The sequence below is a fragment of the Streptomyces sp. NPDC001617 genome (assembly GCF_053596855.1).
The window spans coordinates 13,010-28,237 of record NZ_JBSFHA010000013.1 but is presented as its reverse complement, the minus strand read 5'-3'; the positions used below and the strand labels follow the sequence as shown (position 1 = coordinate 28,237).

At 72.5% G+C, this 15,228-nt stretch carries 14 protein-coding genes; 6 read left to right on the top strand and 8 right to left on the bottom strand.

Going from position 1 to position 15,228, the window contains the following annotated elements:
* Positions 1-102: 102 nt before the first annotated feature.
* Genes ACWC09_RS12715 through ACWC09_RS12705 form a run of 3 tightly spaced genes read right to left on the bottom strand, consistent with a single transcriptional unit; the run spans position 103 to position 2,683 of the window.
* The gene (locus ACWC09_RS12715; protein WP_450850527.1) at positions 103-606 is read right to left on the bottom strand and encodes a hypothetical protein; all 504 of its coding nucleotides are present in this window, start codon (positions 604-606) and stop codon (positions 103-105) included.
* A 5-nt stretch (positions 607-611) separates the two neighbouring features.
* Positions 612-1,187, bottom strand: coding sequence for an RNA polymerase sigma factor (locus tag ACWC09_RS12710; protein ID WP_450850526.1), 576 nt, complete (start codon positions 1,185-1,187; stop codon positions 612-614).
* 59 nt (positions 1,188-1,246) lie between these two features.
* On the bottom strand, positions 1,247-2,683 hold the full coding sequence (locus ACWC09_RS12705) for a S8/S53 family peptidase (protein ID WP_450850525.1): 1,437 nt from the start codon (positions 2,681-2,683) through the stop codon (positions 1,247-1,249).
* Between the two features lie 149 nt (positions 2,684-2,832).
* Here ACWC09_RS12705 and ACWC09_RS12700 point away from each other — a divergent pair, with 149 nt between their 5' ends.
* Entirely contained in the window at positions 2,833-5,397 is a 2,565-nt protein-coding gene (locus tag ACWC09_RS12700; RefSeq protein ID WP_450850642.1) for a CHAT domain-containing protein, read from the top strand.
* A gap of 24 nt (positions 5,398-5,421) precedes the next feature.
* On the opposite strand, the gene ACWC09_RS12695 is transcribed toward ACWC09_RS12700, so the two are convergent.
* The gene (locus tag ACWC09_RS12695; RefSeq protein ID WP_450850524.1) at positions 5,422-5,685 is read right to left on the bottom strand and encodes a hypothetical protein; all 264 of its coding nucleotides are present in this window, start codon (positions 5,683-5,685) and stop codon (positions 5,422-5,424) included.
* Between the two features lie 146 nt (positions 5,686-5,831).
* The gene (locus ACWC09_RS12690) at positions 5,832-7,736 is read right to left on the bottom strand and encodes a LuxR family transcriptional regulator AbsR2 (protein WP_450850523.1); all 1,905 of its coding nucleotides are present in this window, start codon (positions 7,734-7,736) and stop codon (positions 5,832-5,834) included.
* Positions 7,737-7,831: 95 nt separating this feature from the next.
* Between ACWC09_RS12690 and absR1 the strand changes: the two genes are divergently transcribed.
* On the top strand, positions 7,832-8,917 hold the full coding sequence (absR1, locus tag ACWC09_RS12685) for a beta-glucuronidase AbsR1 (RefSeq protein ID WP_450850522.1): 1,086 nt from the start codon (positions 7,832-7,834) through the stop codon (positions 8,915-8,917).
* A gap of 311 nt (positions 8,918-9,228) precedes the next feature.
* Here the strand turns inward: absR1 and ACWC09_RS12680 are convergent, their stop codons facing one another.
* Positions 9,229-10,188: a helix-turn-helix transcriptional regulator gene (locus ACWC09_RS12680; RefSeq protein ID WP_450850521.1), complete on the bottom strand. Its 960-nt coding sequence runs from the start codon at positions 10,186-10,188 to the stop codon at positions 9,229-9,231.
* A 66-nt stretch (positions 10,189-10,254) separates the two neighbouring features.
* Between ACWC09_RS12680 and ACWC09_RS12675 the strand changes: the two genes are divergently transcribed.
* Genes ACWC09_RS12675 through ACWC09_RS12665 form a run of 3 tightly spaced genes read left to right on the top strand, consistent with a single transcriptional unit; the run spans position 10,255 to position 11,989 of the window.
* Positions 10,255-10,626 (top strand): hypothetical protein, encoded by a 372-nt coding sequence (locus tag ACWC09_RS12675; RefSeq protein WP_450850520.1) that lies wholly within the window; start codon positions 10,255-10,257, stop codon positions 10,624-10,626.
* Positions 10,627-10,659: 33 nt separating this feature from the next.
* Positions 10,660-11,505, top strand: a complete 846-nt coding sequence (locus ACWC09_RS12670) for a helix-turn-helix domain-containing protein (protein ID WP_450850519.1) — start codon at positions 10,660-10,662, stop codon at positions 11,503-11,505.
* Between the two features lie 46 nt (positions 11,506-11,551).
* Positions 11,552-11,989, top strand: coding sequence for a VOC family protein (locus ACWC09_RS12665; RefSeq protein WP_450850518.1), 438 nt, complete (start codon positions 11,552-11,554; stop codon positions 11,987-11,989).
* A gap of 6 nt (positions 11,990-11,995) precedes the next feature.
* Here ACWC09_RS12665 and ACWC09_RS12660 read toward each other — a convergent pair whose 3' ends face one another.
* Positions 11,996-12,973, bottom strand: coding sequence for a cytochrome c oxidase assembly protein (locus ACWC09_RS12660; protein WP_450850517.1), 978 nt, complete (start codon positions 12,971-12,973; stop codon positions 11,996-11,998).
* 201 nt (positions 12,974-13,174) lie between these two features.
* Between ACWC09_RS12660 and ACWC09_RS12655 the strand changes: the two genes are divergently transcribed.
* On the top strand, positions 13,175-13,702 hold the full coding sequence (locus tag ACWC09_RS12655) for a hypothetical protein (protein WP_450850516.1): 528 nt from the start codon (positions 13,175-13,177) through the stop codon (positions 13,700-13,702).
* Positions 13,703-13,854: 152 nt separating this feature from the next.
* On the opposite strand, the gene ACWC09_RS12650 is transcribed toward ACWC09_RS12655, so the two are convergent.
* Positions 13,855-15,228, bottom strand: coding sequence for an NtaA/DmoA family FMN-dependent monooxygenase (locus ACWC09_RS12650; RefSeq protein WP_450850515.1), 1,374 nt, complete (start codon positions 15,226-15,228; stop codon positions 13,855-13,857).

Sequence of the window (15,228 nt, the reverse complement as noted above, 5' to 3'; positions counted from 1 at the left end):
CGCGGAAGTGACGCACCGTCAAGTGACCGGACCGGCGTACCACTTCATGCCCCGGCCGGGTTCGCACTCCTTCGCCGACCGGTCCGACCACGAGCGGCTTGCTCAGACCGTCAGCCAGTCCGTGACGAGGGTCGCCTCGCCGGTCCGCAGTCTGAGGGCGAAGGGGCCGGTGGGGGGTTCGTCGTAGGTGAAGCGGCCCATGGCGTCGGTGGAGAGCGGTGAGCCCGCCTGCGGACCACGGAGCACCTCGACACGAGCCGTCTGAGGCGGCAGCACCTGCCCCATCAGTCCGTGCGCGCTCAGTTCCACGTCCACGGTCAGCCCGCCCGCGTGGAACGTCAGCATCCGCGGAGCCTCCACGGCTCCCCTGACCGGGAGGGCGTCGACCACCGAGTCGAAGGTCAGTTCCGCGATCTCGGCGTCGAGGTCGTGGAGCGCGAAGGCCTCCACGGCGATCTGCCGCAGTTCGGGCGGCACCGGGTCCAGGATCGCGGCGGCCCGGCGCAGCTCCTCCTCCAGCAGGTCGAGGTCGAACTCCTCGCCTTCGACGGGCTCTTCGTCGTCGTTGATGTCGTTGATATCGTTGATGTCGTTGATGTCGTCCATGTCCCTCACACCGCTCCCCGTGCCTCGAGTCGCGCCCGCAGGCGTCGCAGACAGCGCTGACGCAGCGGTCCGATGCTGCCCACGGCGATCCCGAGCGCCACGGACACCTCCTGGTACTTGGGTGTCGGCGAGGCCATCAGGACGCGCAGCAACTGCCGGCACCGCTCGCCCAGTCCCTCGAACTCCTGCCACAGATGCCTGATCCGCTCGGTCTCGGCGGCGGCGTCCTCCAGGTCGAGGAACGACTGCTCTGGCGTACGGTCGTCGCTGACCCGGTCGAGCAGCTGTGCGTCGTCCGTCGGCATCAGTCGCCTTAAGCTCTTGAGCACCTTCAGCGACTCGTGCCGTGCGGTGCTCGCCAGCCATGAGCCCGCCTTGTCGGGTTCGCGGATGCGCCCCAGGTGCTGGGCGAAACGGAACCACACGGTCTGGTACACCTCGTGCGCGTCGGCGTCGGAGAGCCGGTGCGAGCGCACGACGGACCACACCAGTGGGCTCAGCCCCTCCACGAGCGCCTTCCAGGCCGCCGCGTCGCCGTCGACGGCGGCCCGGACCAGCGCGCCGACATGTGCTCGGTCCACGGCCCCACTCCTCGTGTACGGCCTGTCATCGTACGCCGTGGAAGGGGCCGTTCCAGACCTCATGCCGGAGGAGCCAGCTGCGTGACCGGCGCCGGGCGCCAGCCGGCCGGGCGCAGCGCCGGTACGTGCGCCCCGCGCACTTCGGCGTACACGGCGTCGGTGGCGAGAAGCTGCCCGGCGGCGGCACGCGGGTCGCTCTCCTTGTCGGCCGTCATCCGGGCGGCGACCAGCCCGGCGGCGACCGGGGTGGCGAAGGAGGTGCCGCTCCAGTAGGTGTAACCCTCGAACATCACCTGGTCCGCCTTGCCGGAGGTCGGGGTGCCGGCCTCGCTCAACACGCCGGTGTGGCGCGGGTACTGGCAGGTGCACGCGTAGGTGAAGCCGTAGCGGCAGGCGTCGTACGTGGTGTGCTGGTAGGTGTACGGCACCGGCGCGTCGAAGCCGGTCAGGGTGCTGGTGAGACGCTCGCCGGGGGCGTACACGCTCACCCAGGAGCCGTGGTTGGTGAAGCAGGCGCCGAACTCGCCGTCGCTGCGCAGCGCGCCGACCGCCAGCACGGCGTCCTGGTAGTCGGGCAGGGAGGCGTACGCGGCGGGCCAGAACGGAGTGGCGCTGGAGTTGTTGCCGGCCGCGGCGACCAGGAGCGTGCGCTGCTGCCGCAGCTCCTGCATGAAGCTCTCGACGCCGAGGAGGCCGTCGGTGCGGCCGTTCGAGGTGCCGGCGGAGAGGCTGATGATGTCCGGCCAGCCGTGGTCGTCGACCGCGTCGAAGAGCCGCTGTCCGAACTCGGACTCCAGGACGGCACCGGCGTCGTTGAGAGTGTTGCGCACGGTGATGTTCGTGTTGGGTGCGACGGCGGCGAGCAGGCCGGCGATGAAGGTGCCGTGGCCGACGTACTGCAGGAGGTTGCCGTCGCCGTCGGTCTCGGTGCCGTGGAGATCGCCCTCGACATGGGCGAGCAGCGGGACGGTCGCGAAGTCGTGGGTGAGGCCGTTGTCGATGACCAGGACGCCTACGGCGGTGTCCTCGTCGTACGGGGCCTGGGCGGGGACCGGGTTGGTGCCCTGGGTGAGCGGGGCGGGCACCGGCTCGTCGCCGGGACAGGAGTTGACGGCGATGGAGACGATGTGGTTGCGGCTGACCAGCCGGCGCCGCTGCCGTCCTTCGTGCTCGCGCATGGCCCGCAGGGCGTGGGCGACGGCCCGGTCGCCGCGGCGGTCGCCGTGGCCGGGGTCGCCGACCTGGATGCGGGTGATGCCGGAGCGGTTGGTCTCCGGGCTCGCCCGGCGCACCTGATCCGCGGTGAGGCCGGTGGCCTCGGTGAAGTGGGTGCGCACGGTGTCCTCGACGAGACGGGCCTCCTCGCCGTCCCGGGCGAGGACGACACCCTTCTCGTAGATGAACTCCGCCGCGTCGTCCGGTCCCAGGGCCAGCGGGACGTCGGGCATGGAGCGCTGGATCTGGTCGAACTGCTCGTGGAATCGCTGTGGTGCCATGGCGTGTCCTCCCCCTTGAGGCGGCAGTCGTCAATCAGAGTCACTCGGCCTCAGCTTGATACAGCGCCAAACGGGTGTGGTGCGCAACCAGGGCCACTACCATCCTTTGGGTGACAGCGGGAAGCGACTCGGTTCTCGAACTGCTGCCGATGGTGTTCGCCGCACCGAACGAGGCTCTGGCCCGGGCGCAGGGGGTGCTGGAGTCCGATCCGTCGGCGTCGAGCGCCTCCGTGGCGCATCAGGTGATCGGGATCTGGCAGCGGGACTGGGGCGATCTCAGGATCGCGCTGCATCATCTGCGCCGCGCCCGTGATCTGGCCGCGCGCGCCCAGGACCCCGACCGGGAGGCGGACGTGCTGGCCGCGCTCGGGGTGGCGCTGATCCACGCGGGCCGAACCCGGCAGGGTCTGGAGGCGCTGGAGCGGGGTGTCGCGGTGAGCAGCGGGCACACCCGCGCGCGGGTGCTGTTCCGGCGGGCGTACGCCTCCTGGGTGCTGGGGCGGCACAAGGAGGCGCTGGAGGACGTACGGCGGGCGATTCCCGTACTGCGGCAGGTGGACGACGTCATCTGGACGGCTCGGGCGCTGACGCTGCGGGCGACCGTGCATCTGGCGCTCGGTGCGGTGGACCGGGCGGACGCCGACTTCACGGCGGCGGAGACGCTGTGGGACACCACCGGCCAGGACCACGACAAGGCCGATGTCGTCGAGAGCCGGGGCCTGGCCGCCTTCCGGCAGGGCGACGTGCCGGCCGCGCTACGGCTGCTGGACGAGGCCGAGGAGCGGTACGCCAAGCTCGGCACGCCCTCCTTCATGCTCTACATCCGGCGCTGCGAGGTCCTGATGGCGGCCGGGCTGGCCCCGGAGGCGCTGGGTGAGGCCGACGCGGCGATCGGGGTGCTCGACCGGATCGGCGGTCAGTCGACGCGCAAGGCGGAGCTGCTGCTGGTCGCGGCCCGGGCGGCACGGCTGGCGGGCGACCCGCACACGGCGATCGCGCGTGCGGCGCTGGCGGTACGGCTGTTCGCCGGGCAGCGGCGCGCCTGGTGGGAGACGCACGCCCGGCTGGTGCTGATCGAGGCGCGGCTCGCCGCCGGGCGCGGCTCGGGGCGGCTCGTCGCGGACGCGGCGGCGGTGGCCGAACGGCTCGCCTCCTTCGGCGCGCCGGCCGCGCCCGAGGCCTCGCTGATCGCGGGTCGGATCGCGCTCGGCCTCGGCTGGACGGCGGACGCCGAGCGGCACTTGGCCGTCGCCGCCCGCAGCCGGCACAGCGGGCCGCCGCTGGCCCGGATGACGGGCTGGGCGGCGCAGGCGCTGCGGGCGCGGGCCGCAGGGTCGGGCCGGGGTGTCCTGGAGGCGTGCCGGCGCGGCCTCGACGTGCTCGACGACCACCGGATGACGCTGGGCGCCTCGGAGCTGCGGGCCCGCGCCACCGCGCAGGGTGCGGAGCTGGCGGCGCTGGCACAGCAGGCCAGCCTGGACTCGGGGGCGCCACGACGGCTGCTGATGTGGAGCGAGCGCTGGCGGGCGACCGTGCTGTCCACCCCGCCGACCCGGCCACCGGCCGATCCGGCACTGCAGGGCGGTCTGACCGCCTTCCGGGAGATCGCGGCCCGCGCCGAGGAGGCCCGCAGCGACGGGCGCCCCATACCGGCCCTGGAGCGTGAACAGCGGCGGCTGGAGCGGGAGATCCGCTCCAGGACCCTGCATCTGCGCGGCGACGGGCCCGGTGCCGAGGACCGCTTCGATCCGGCCCGGCTGCTGGAACGGCTCGGCGAGGTACGGCTGGTGGAACTCGCCGTGCTCGACGGGCGCGTACAGGTGCTGCTGTGCGGGGACGGGCGGGTACGGCGGTTCCGGGCGGGCCGGCTCGCCGACGCCGAGATCGAGGCCGAGCACATCCAGGCGGGGCTGCGGCGCCTGGCCCACCCCGGGGCGGAGGCCCGGCTGCCGCTGGTCGAGGAGATGGGGCGGCGCGTGGAGGAACTGCTGCTGGGACCGGCCGCCGCGTACCTGGGCTCCGGGCCGGTCGTCGTCGTACCGCCCGGCAGGCTGCACCGCGTGCCGTGGGCGCTGCTGCCCTCGCTCAGGGAACGAGTGCTCAGCGTGTCGCCGTCGGCGAGCAGCTGGCTGCGGGCCCGGGAGACCGAGCCGCCGCCCCTCGGCCGTCATGTGCTGGTCCGTGGCCCCGGCCTCGCGACCGGTGGCGCCGAGGTGCCCGAACTCGCCGACCGGTACGGCAGACCGACCCTGCTGGAACACGACGACGCGCGCGTGCCGCGCGTGCTGGAGGAGATCGACGGCGCCACCCTGGCCCACATCGCCGCGCACGGCGCCTTCCGCGCCGACAGCCCCCTGTTCTCGTCGCTCCGGATGGCCGACGGCCCGCTGATCGTCCATGACTTCGAGCGCCTGGACCGCAGCCCTTACCGGATCATCCTGTCCAGCTGCGACACGGCTCGTTTCGCCTCGGTCGGCGCCGACGAGCTGCTCGGTCTGGTCACCGCGCTGCTGCCGCTGGGCACGGCGGGGGTGGTGGCGAGCAGCGCACCGGTCAACGACCATGCGGTGGTGCCGCTGATGCTCGCGCTGCACAAGGGCCTCAGCGCGGGGCTGTCCCTGGCGGAGGCGCTCCGCGACGCGCGGGCCGCGCTGCCCGGGGATGCCCTGCACCAGGCGACCGGGTGGGCGTTCACCGCCTTCGGGGCGGCCTGACCCCGCGAGGTCGCCCAGGCACGATCACAGGTACTGTCCGTCGTCGGCGCCCTTGACCAGCCCCGGCCACACCTTGACCGCGACCACCTTGGCGAAGTCGACCAGCGCGAAGCCGTTCCCCGCCTCGTCCGGGCCGGTCAGTTCGAACCGCAGCGTACGGCCCTGGGCGAGAGCGTCGTTCAGGGCGCCGACAGCGGCGTCCAGCGTCTCGAAGTCGCGACTCCTGACGGCGAGAGCCTCTCCGTTGACCGGCTGGAACCAGATGTGCAGCTCGGGGTTGTGCGGCATGCGTTCGCTCCTCCGTTCGACAGGGCAATGCCACGATGCGCGCTCTGCGCGGTCGGTACAAGTGCGCACGGGGACCGGGGCATGAGTCGGCGGCCTGACCCCTCCCCCGAATACTGGGGGTCAGACCGCCGGTCCCTGGGTGTGGCTCAGGCCGACTGCGCGTCCGGCAGTTCCACGAGCCACGGCAGCGCCGCCCGGTCGCTCGCGCCGAGGCGGGCGTAGGCGCTGTAGAGGTGGTTGCCCACGGTGCGGATGGACAGCGTGAGCTGCTCCGCGATCTGGCGGTTGCTCAGGCCGGCGGCCGCCAGGGTGACGATCTGCCGCTGGCGGGCGGTGAGTTCGCCGAGGACGAGGCCGGACAGGGCCGGGGTGCGGGCGCCCTGGCAGCGACGGGCGAGGGCGACGGCACGCGTGCGTGCGGTGCGGGCCGCGCTCGGGTCACGGTGCACCCGTGCGGCCTGTGCGTGCGCCTCGGCGGCGTACAGCAGGAAGCCGCGCTCCTCCAGCGCCTCGGCCGCACGGACCAGAGCCGGGCCGTCCGCGCGCGCGAGCGCGTCCGCGTGCAGGGCGAACACACCGTCGGCCGGGAGGCGTTCGGCGACCTTGTCGGGGGCACCGAGGCGTACGGCGTCGTAGAGGGCGTGGGCGAACTCGGCCGCGAGTCCACTGCTGAACCCCGCGGCCGGGCCGTCACCGCCGTACCTCTGCACCATGCCGTCGGTGGCGTCGCCGATCGCGGCGAGCGCGCCGTCGAGGTCGCCGCGCGCCGCCGCGAGCCATGCGACCTGCTCGGCGAGCTCGGGCCGTCCCTCCACGGCCCGCTCGGCAGCGGGCGTGTCCCCCGACTGTGCGGCGGCCTGGGCGAGTTCGGTGCGGCAGGGTGCGTCCCCCGGCGCGTGCCGCAGTCCCTCCCTCGCCCAGGCCGCCGCCTCCCGCAGCTCCCCCCGAAGCCGCGAGAACCGGGCGCGCACCGCCGCGTATCCAGCCGGTACGGGCGCGCCCTCCCGCGCCAGCCACTCCCCCACGGGTGTCGGCAGCGGGCGTACGTCGAACTGTTCGATCCGTGCGTTCAGTACGGCCGTCTCCGCGGCCAGCGCCGCCCCGCACTGCTCCGGGGTGCGGGCCAGCCGCCTCGCCCGCAGCCGGCCGGCCGCGGCCCGCAGCACCGGGCCGTGCAGGGGGTGGGCGAGACGGGCGGCGCCCTGGTCGTCGACGGCGATCAGCCCGTCGGCCTCCAGGGTTTCGAGGGCCCGTAGGTCGAGGTCGTCCATGGGGAGGTGCAGCGGCTCCGAGAAAGCGAGGCGTTCGAGAGTCACACGCTCCTCGCGGGAGGGACGGTCCAGGACCTCGGCGGTGCGTTCGCGGATCGTCGCCGTCATCGGGACCGGGCCCCGCCATGCCCAGGCGTCGGTGTCCCGCACGCGCGTGTGCAGTCCGCCTTCGCGCACCGCGTCCACCAGGTCGCGCAGCAGCCGTAGATCGCCCCGGGCGAGGTGGAGCAGGCGGCCCAGGGTGAGCGGTTCCAGGCTTCCCCCGACGCCGGCGGTCAGCAGCAGCTCCGTGTCCACACGGGACAGGGGCTCCAGGGCGAGGCGGGGCAGCAGTTCCCCGGTCCAGAGGCGGGAGATCGCACCGGGGTGGGCGGCGCCGTCCGCCGCGACGACGATCAGGCGGGTGCGGCCGTGCACGGCGAGCTGGTGGACGAGGGCGGCGGAGGCGTCGTCGAGCAGATGCGCGTCGTCGACGACCAGCAGCCGTACCCCGGACAGGAGTTGGACCGCTCGGTGCAGGGAGACCGACTCGGGCAGCAGGTGCGCGAACGCGGCGAACGGGATGTGCCGGGTCTCGGGCGTCCCGGCCGCGCGGACACGGTCGCCGCCCCGGACGGCCTCGGTCACCAGGCGGGTCTTGCCGCAGCCCGCCGGGCCGGTGACCACGATGCCGTGGTGGCCTGCGGTGAGGGAGCGGCGGATCAGCTCCAGTTCGTCCTCACGTCCGGTGAACTGCCACGGCAGCTCGAGGGTCTTCGCTTCCCGTTCGAAAGTCGTCACGTGGGTATGAGCGCGAGTACTCACTCCTGATACAGGGTGACTTGAGTAGCCCCCGACTCAGGCGCCTGTGACCCTGCTCACGGCAGGCTGTGCGCATGACCGGACGCTACTGCAGCCTCGCGCAGCAGTCGGCCCCCGCCTTCGCACCGGGGCTGACCGCGGAGCGGCGCAGTGCGCTCGTCTCGGGCAACCGGATGTGGGTCAACGGCACGGTCCTGCACTACTACTTCTTCGACGGCGACGCCGACGGGTCGGTCATCCCGGTACCGGGGACCGGGTCGTTGCGGCGGGTCTCGTGGGGCGGTGGCCAGGAGCAGCGTGACGTGGTGCGCGACTGCTTCCGGGAGTGGCGGGACCTGGGCATCGGGCTGTCCTTCGTCGAGGTCGGCGACCGCTCGGAGGCCGAACTGCGGATCGGCTTCCAGCAGGGCGACGGCTCCTGGTCGGCGGTGGGCCGGGACGCGCTGCGGGCCGGGCAGCACGACCGCACGATGAACTTCGGCTGGGACCTCGCCGCGCCCGGTGACCGTGGGACGGCCCTGCACGAGATCGGGCACGCGCTCGGGATGCTGCACGAGCACCAGAGCCCGTTCGCCGGCCTCGCCTGGGACGACGAGGCGGTCTACGCCGATCTGGCGGGCCCGCCGAACTTCTGGGGCCGGGACACCACGTTCTTCAACATCCTGCGCAAGCTGGACCCGGACGAGGTCAACGGCTCGGTCTGGGACCCGCAGTCGATCATGGAGTATCCGTTCCCGGACGGCCTGATCCTGGAACCGGAGCAGTTCCGCGGCGGCCTCAACCCGCCCGGCACGCTCTCCACGGTCGACAAGGAGTTCGCACTGCGCTGGTATCCGCCGGCCGACCGCTCGCGGCCGCCGGCGCTGGTGCCCTTCCGGTCCGTGCCGCTCGGGCTCGGCCCGGGCGAGCAGGCCGACTTCACCGTCGAGCCACCGGAGACCCGCGAGTACACCGTGGGCACCTTCGGCGCGAGCGACACCGTGGCCGTGGTCTTCGAGGAGCGGGACGGGGAGCCCCGCTACCTCGTCGGCCGGGACGACGGCGGAACGGCGCACAACGCCACCATCCAGGCCCGGCTCGTCAAGGGCCGGCGCTACTTCGTCCGAGTCCGTCTGTACTCCGCGTGGGGTCCGGGGGAGACAGCGGTCATGTGCTGGTGACGGCACGGACCGCCCACGCGGTGGCTGGACCCACTGTCCGGCGCCGGGGGAAGGCCGCGGGTAGATCACCTTCGGGGGAGGGAGATCTGCCCGCGGCCCATTTTCGCGCCCCGGCACCGCTCGCGAACAGCGTGTTCCCATCTTGCGAACAGGCCGTCGAGGTTCGGTGGGCCGAGGTGGAGGTGATCTGTTCGGATCCCGAGGAGTACCGGCAGCGGGCGGTCTCACGGTCGGTGGACATCCCGGGGCTGCCGTTGCCCGGCTGGGAGGAGATCGTCGCCCGGGAGTACGAGCCGTGGGAACCCCACTCGTCATCCGTAGCGAGCCGCCGTTCGGCGCGCCCACTTCGCCAACTCACGCCGGACGTCGGCCGGTTCGAGTACCTCGGCGTCCGGGCCGAAGCCCAGCAGGCGGCGGCAGGCGGCCCGCGAGGAGTCGAAGTGGAGGGTGAGGCGGTGCCAGCCGTCCTCCGGGTCCGGGTGCGCGCGGGTGGCCGCGGTCGCGTCGCCGAGAACCTCGGGGAGAGCGGCGAGGCCGGCTGTCGTGAGGCGTACGGTGACGGGGAGTTGGTCGAGGCTCGACTCGAACTCCGCCGTCCAGTCGGCCCAGAACGCTGCCAGGTCGAAGTCGGCGGGGCGGGTGAAGGTGGCGGGGAGGCGCTCCGCCGCCGTGATGCGGGATGCCCGGTGGGCGCGGATCTCGTCGTCCGACCGTGCGACCAGATACCAGACACCGGCCTTCGCCACGAGGCCCAGTGGGTCCACGGCCTTGGTGACGGTACGGCCGTCCCGGCGGCGGTGTGTCACGCGCAGGTGGCCGTCCTTTCGTACGGCGTCGACCAACTCGGCGAGACACGGCACTGGTTCGGGCTCCTTGAACCAGGCCTGTGTGTCGAGGTGGAAGCGGGTCGCCGCGGAGTGCGTGCGATCGCGGCTGGACGGCGGGAGCGAGGCGAGGAGTTTCAGACGGGCCTGGGCGAGGGCGTCGCCGAGGGCGATCCGCTCCAACGGGCCGCCGGCCGACACCGCCAGCAGCGCCGTCGCCTCCTCCGCGCTGATGCCGAGGAGCGGGCTGCGCCAGCCCTCCAGCAACCGGCAGCCGCCACCCGGTCCCCCGCTCGCCACGACCGGCACCCCGGCCGCACCGAGCGCCTCCAGGTCCCGGTAGACGGTGCGGACCGACACCTCGAGCTCGTCCGCCAGTTGACGTGCCGTCATCTGCCCACGGGACTGGAGGTGGAGGAGCAGCGACAGCAGGCGGTCTGCTCTCATCTCGCGATCACTTCCTCACCGTATGACTGACACAGGATGTCAGCCATGGGTCCCTAGTGTCAGTGCATGATCAGTGGATACGTCATCGGTGAAAGCCTGCGCCCCGGCGCCGAGTTCCTGTCGCCCGGGCTGCGGCTGCGCAGAGTCGCCCGGCTCGACCTGGCCGGAAGTGCGAGCGAGGACCAGCCGCGGGTGTGGACGCTCGTCGAGTGGGAGAGCGAGGGGGACGACGCCGACGGTCTGGCCCGGGCCCTCGCCGACGCGCTGGAGCCGGCCAACGGGTGGTATGCCGACTTCGTGGTCGGGGAGGAACGGGTGGTCGTCTTCGCCGGGAAGGTGTTCCGGTATCGGCGCGGGGACGAAGCCGGGCGGGCCGAGGCGGTCGCCCATGGCCGGTCCGTGGGCACGCCCGAGCATCAGCTCGACTGGAAGGAGTGAGCGGCGAAGGGGCTCGCGCAGGACAATGGCCGTATGGGCGCCGAGATCGTGGACGAGGCGGTGCGGGTGGCTCCCGCGGCGCCGTTGCGGGGGCTGGTCGGCTGGTACTCCGGGTATCGGCAGCGCGGGGTTCCGGCCACCCGGCACCGCGGGCTGCCGTCGCCCTGGCTGACGCTGATCCTCACGCTCGACGAACCTCTCAGCATCGCCTCCCATCCCGACCCGGCCGCCACCCCCGGCGACTACCCCACTCTGCTGGGAGGCCTGCACACCACCCCCGCGTTCATCGACGTCCCGGGACGCCAGTCCGGCATCCAGGTCGCGCTCAGTCCGCTGGGGGCCCGCGTCCTGCTGGGGCTGCCCGCCGGGGAGCTGGCCGGGATCGACGTCCACGCCGACGACGTACTGGGAGCAGGCGTACGTGAGGTCCATGACCGGCTGCGGGAGGCCCCCGACTGGGGCGGTCGTTTCCGTGTCGTCGACGGCTGGCTGCTCGGGCGGCTGTCCCGCGGTCGGGACCTCACGACGGTGCCGGTCGCGGAGGCCTGGCAGCGGCTGCTCCGCGCCGGCGGACGGCTGCGGGTCGACAAGCTCGCGGCCGACGTCGGCTTCAGTGAGCGGCATCTGCGCAATCTGTTCCGCGCGGAGATCGGCCTCACGCCCAAGGCGGCCGCCCGGGTCATCCGCTTCGACCTGGCCCGGCGCCGGCTGGCCGACCGGGTCCGTACGCCCGACCTCGCCGGTCTCGCCGCCGACTGCGGGTACGCGGACCAGTCCCACCTCGACCGCGATTTCGCCGCGCTGGCCTCCTGCACGCCCAGCGCCTGGCTGGCGCAGGAGTTCCGAAACATCCAATCCGGCCACCATCCACCGGCCTGACGCTGGTGGGGTCAACCGACCGGTTCCGTGACGGAGGCGCATCCCCATGGCCAGTACGCCAGAGACCACCGAAGAGACCACCGAGCAGCCGCCCGCGCCACAGGTCTGGCCCACCCTGCGCGCCCATGACGCCCGTGGCCTGATCCGTTTCCTCGTCGACGCCTTCGGCTTCGAGGAGACGGTGGTCTACGGCGACGGCGACCGGGTCGAGCACGCCCAGCTCAGCTGGCCCGAGGGCGGGGGCGTGATGCTGGGCTCCGTCCGCGAGGACCAGGACAGCGACAGCGGCCCGACACCGCCCGGCCACTTCAGTGCCTACGTCGTCACCGCCGACCCGGACGCCGTACATGCCCGTGCCAAGGCCGCCGGCGCGGAGATCACGACCGACCTGCACGTCACCGACTACGGCTCCCGGGACTTCGCCGCCCGCGACCCGGAGGGCAACCGGTGGTACTTCGGCACGTATCGCGGAGAGCCGCGTTAGGGCCCGTTACGCCCCCGGTCCCTGCTGCCGGATGCGCTGGGCGACCGCGCTGTTCTCGGTCTCCCACCAGGGCCGTACGAGATCGGCCCCCTGCTGCGGGCCCTCCGTGGGCGCCGCCGGGACCAGCTCCCTGTCCAGGCGGCGGTCCAGAGCGACCGTCTCCGCGCGTTCCGTGCGGGCCCACTGGACCAGGATCGCCAGCAGGAAGGGCAGGGCCACCAGTTCGGCGATGCCGATCATCGCGCCGCCGCCGACCTGCTGGTCGTGCTGGACGTCCGGCGACCAGGACGGGGCGTGGTGGAGGTACCAGGCGCCGGCGATCAGGGTGCCGTGGGTCATGACCACGATGCCCGGTACGGCGTCGACGATCCCGTCGAGGAAGACCAGCGCCGCCCGCACCGGATGCGTGCACCACTGCGGCAGCGCCTCCTCGCGGGTGAGCACCGGCACCACGAACAGGCATCCGGCGAGCAGCAGATGCAGATACATCAGCTGGTGCAGCCAGCCATCGCGCAGGGCGGTCTCGAAGTACGGCGTGAAGTAGATCGTCAGTTCGGTGGCGAGCACCAGGACCGTGCTGACCAGCGGGAACGTGAGCAGCCGTACCAGCCGCCCGGTCATCGCCCGCCGCACGCGCCCCGCGGCGGGCTCGGGCAGGGCGTGCAGGGCCAGTCGCAGCGGGTCGCCGAGTGCCAGGCCGAGCGGGGCGACCAGGTCGAGGAGGATGTTCTGCACCGCGGCCGGCCAGAACAGCTCGCGGTCGTAGACGGCGAGGGCGGACATGGTGGCCACGACGAGCGCGCCGAGGCCGAGTACCGCGAAGGCGACGACACGGGCCACGGGCCAGGGCTCGCCCCGGCGCCTGAGCCGCAGGACGCCCCAGCCGTACAGAACGCCGAGCAGGGCCACGAGCAGCAGCGCGGGCACGTCCGGTTGCCAGGAGGAGAGCAGGCGACCCGGTGTGAGCTCCGGCAGACTCCCCATAGCGACCTCTCTCCACGGCACCCCGGCCTCCCGACCGGACTCGCCGTGGCACTTTACGCCGCTCCTGACCGGCCCCCTCGCGCCGGGCCGGGTCAGCGCCGGCCGTCATACCGATCTCATGACGAACCCTTACCGAGACCGACGGGACGATCTTCCTTCGGCACTGATCGGCTACGCTGACCGCCGACCTCAGGGGGAGACATGTTCAGGACAAAGCGGCTGCTGGTGGCCGGGGTGACGGCGGTCCTCATGGCCGGGCTCGGCGCATGCGGTGGAGGTGACGGCACCGCCGCGACCGCTGCCGACACGCACCGCGGTGTCACCGGGCAGGCCCAGCCGAGCCCGGAAACCGTCTCCGGGTTCCGGGACACCGTCCGGCACCTCAACCGGAAGACGGTCGCGGACACGCGGGCGCACCTGGTCAGGAAGTGCACGGCCGCCACCAAGCGGGTCCGGCACACCTCGCGTTCGGGCTCCGGCACCCACAGGACGACCCGCGTCTGGTACACCACCGAGCACTACCAGAGCTGCAGGAAGGTCCAGCAGGGCACGGAGAGGTACCGGCGGGTCGTCCGTCCCGAGCGCTGGTGCGTGAGCCTCGACGACGTGAACGGCGTCAAGGCCCAGGACGACGTCTGGTACCAGGTCTCCCGAGCGACCTACGACCAGGCACAGGCGGCGGACCAGCACACCCGTATCGAGTTCACCCCGACCGCCTCCGGCTGCTGAGCGTCACCGTCGCCGCCACTCCTCGGCCAGGAGTTCGTACGAGCGCACCGGTCGTTGTCACGGCCGTGAAGAGCCGGATCCACCGGGTGATCGCGGCGACACGGCCCAGCACCACCGGCGGCGAGGACACGATCAGGCTGAAGCGAGGAACTTCACGACGCCGCCCGCTGGTCGGCGACCTCGTCGGGGTGGGCGAGGCCGAGCTGGTGGCGGAGGGTCGGGCCCTCGTACTCCGTACGGAAGACGCCCTGCTCCTGGAGGAGCGGGACGACCTTGTCGGCGAAGACGTCGAGGCCGCTGGGCGTGATGTGCGGGACAAGGATGAAGCCGTCGGCGGCGTCGGCCTGGACGTACTCGTTGATGGTCTTGGCGACGGTGGCCGGGGAGCCGATGAAGTTCTGGCGGTTGCCGGTCTCGATCACGAGGTCGCGGATGGACCAGTTGTTGGCCGCGGCCAGCTCGCGCCACTCGCGGGCGGTGGCCAACGGGTCGCGGTACATGCGGACTTGGGCGCGGCCCTTGGCGATGTGGTTGTCGCTGACGTCCGGATCGACGTCGGGCAGCGGGCCCTCCGGGTCGTACGAGGACAGGTCCCGGTTCCAGACGAACTCCAGGTGCTTGATGGCGGTGGCGCCGCTGACCTGTTGGCGGCGCACCTTCTTGCCCAGCTCCTCCGCCTCGGCGTCGGTGTCGGCGAGGACGAAGCTGGCGGCGGGCAGGATCAGCAGCTCGTCGTGGCGGCGGCCGTACTTGGCGAGGCGGTTCTTGACGTCCGTGTAGAAGGCCCGGCCGCCGTCCAGGGTGGCGTACCGGCTGAAGATGGCGTCGGCGGACGAGGCGGCGAACTCGCGGCCCTCCTCGGAGTCCCCGGCCTGGAAGATGACGGGGCGGCCCTGCGGGGAGCGCGGGACGTTGAACTGGCCGTGGATGTCGAAGTGTTGGCCGGTGTGGACGAAGGAACCGGCCTTGGCGTCCCGCAGGAAGACGCCGGTCGCCTGGTCGGCCACGATCTCGTCGCCGTGCCAGGAGTCGAAGAGCTCGTTCGTGGTGGTCAGGAACTCCTTGGCGCGGGAGTAGCGGTGCTCCTGCGGGAGGAAACCGCCGCGGCGGAAGTTCTCGCCGGTGAAGGCGTCCCAGGAGGTGACGACGTTCCAGGCGGAGCGGCCGCCGGAGAGGTGGTCGAGGCTGGCGAACTGGCGGGCCACCTCGTAGGGCTCGTTGAAGGTGGAGTTGATGGTGCCGGTCAGGCCCAGGTGCTCGGTGACGGCGGCGAGCGCGGCGAGGATCGTGAAGGTGTCGGGGCGGCCGACGACGTCCAAGTCGTATATCTTCCCGCCCTGTTCGCGCAGCCGGAGCCCCTCGGCGAGGAACAGGAAGTCGAACTTGGCGCGTTCGGCGGTCTGCGCGAAGTGCACGAAGGAACTGAACTCGATGTGGCTCCCGGCCTTCGGGTCGCTCCACACGGTGGTGTTGTTGACGCCCGGGAAGTGCGCGGCCAGATGGATCTGCTTCTGCGGCTTGCTCAT